The sequence below is a fragment of the Mesorhizobium sp. M7A.F.Ca.CA.002.04.1.1 genome, from assembly GCF_004022805.1.
Taxonomy (GTDB): Bacteria; Pseudomonadota; Alphaproteobacteria; order Rhizobiales; family Rhizobiaceae; genus Mesorhizobium; species Mesorhizobium ciceri.
The window spans coordinates 1-442 of record NZ_RZPL01001323.1 but is presented as its reverse complement, the minus strand read 5'-3'; the positions used below and the strand labels follow the sequence as shown (position 1 = coordinate 442).

The window sequence follows — 442 nt, the reverse complement described above, 5'->3', positions numbered from 1 at the left end:
AGCCTGAGATAGTCGTCGGCGCTCAGCGTCAAATGATGTGGCGTCGCCTCGCAGGTCGCGACATCCTTGTGTTGTTCGAGGAACACAATCTCCTCGGCGGTCGAGATGTGTAGAACATGGATGCGGGCACGGGCGTTTCGCGCAATGCGTACCAGCCGTTCGGTACAGCGCAAGGCGGCGATCTCGTCGCGCCAGACAGGGTGCGATGCCGGGTCGCCTTCGATGCGTTCGCCAAGGCGCTCGCGCAGCCGGAATTCGTCTTCCGAATGAAAGGCGGCGCGCCGGCGCGTGTTTCTCAGGATCGACGCCACGCCCTCGTCATCCTCGACCAGCAGGTCGCCAGTGGACGAGCCCATGAAAACCTTGATCCCGGCCGCACCCGGCAGCCGCTCAAGCTCGCCGACATCCCCGGCATTCTCGCGGGTGCCGCCGACCCAGAAGG

General features: G+C 64.7%; 1 pseudogene. It reads right to left on the bottom strand.

Features of this window, described 5'->3' with window-relative positions:
- Positions 1 to 442: pseudogene (locus tag ENZ75_RS34015) on the bottom strand (dihydroorotase); the annotation flags it as partial.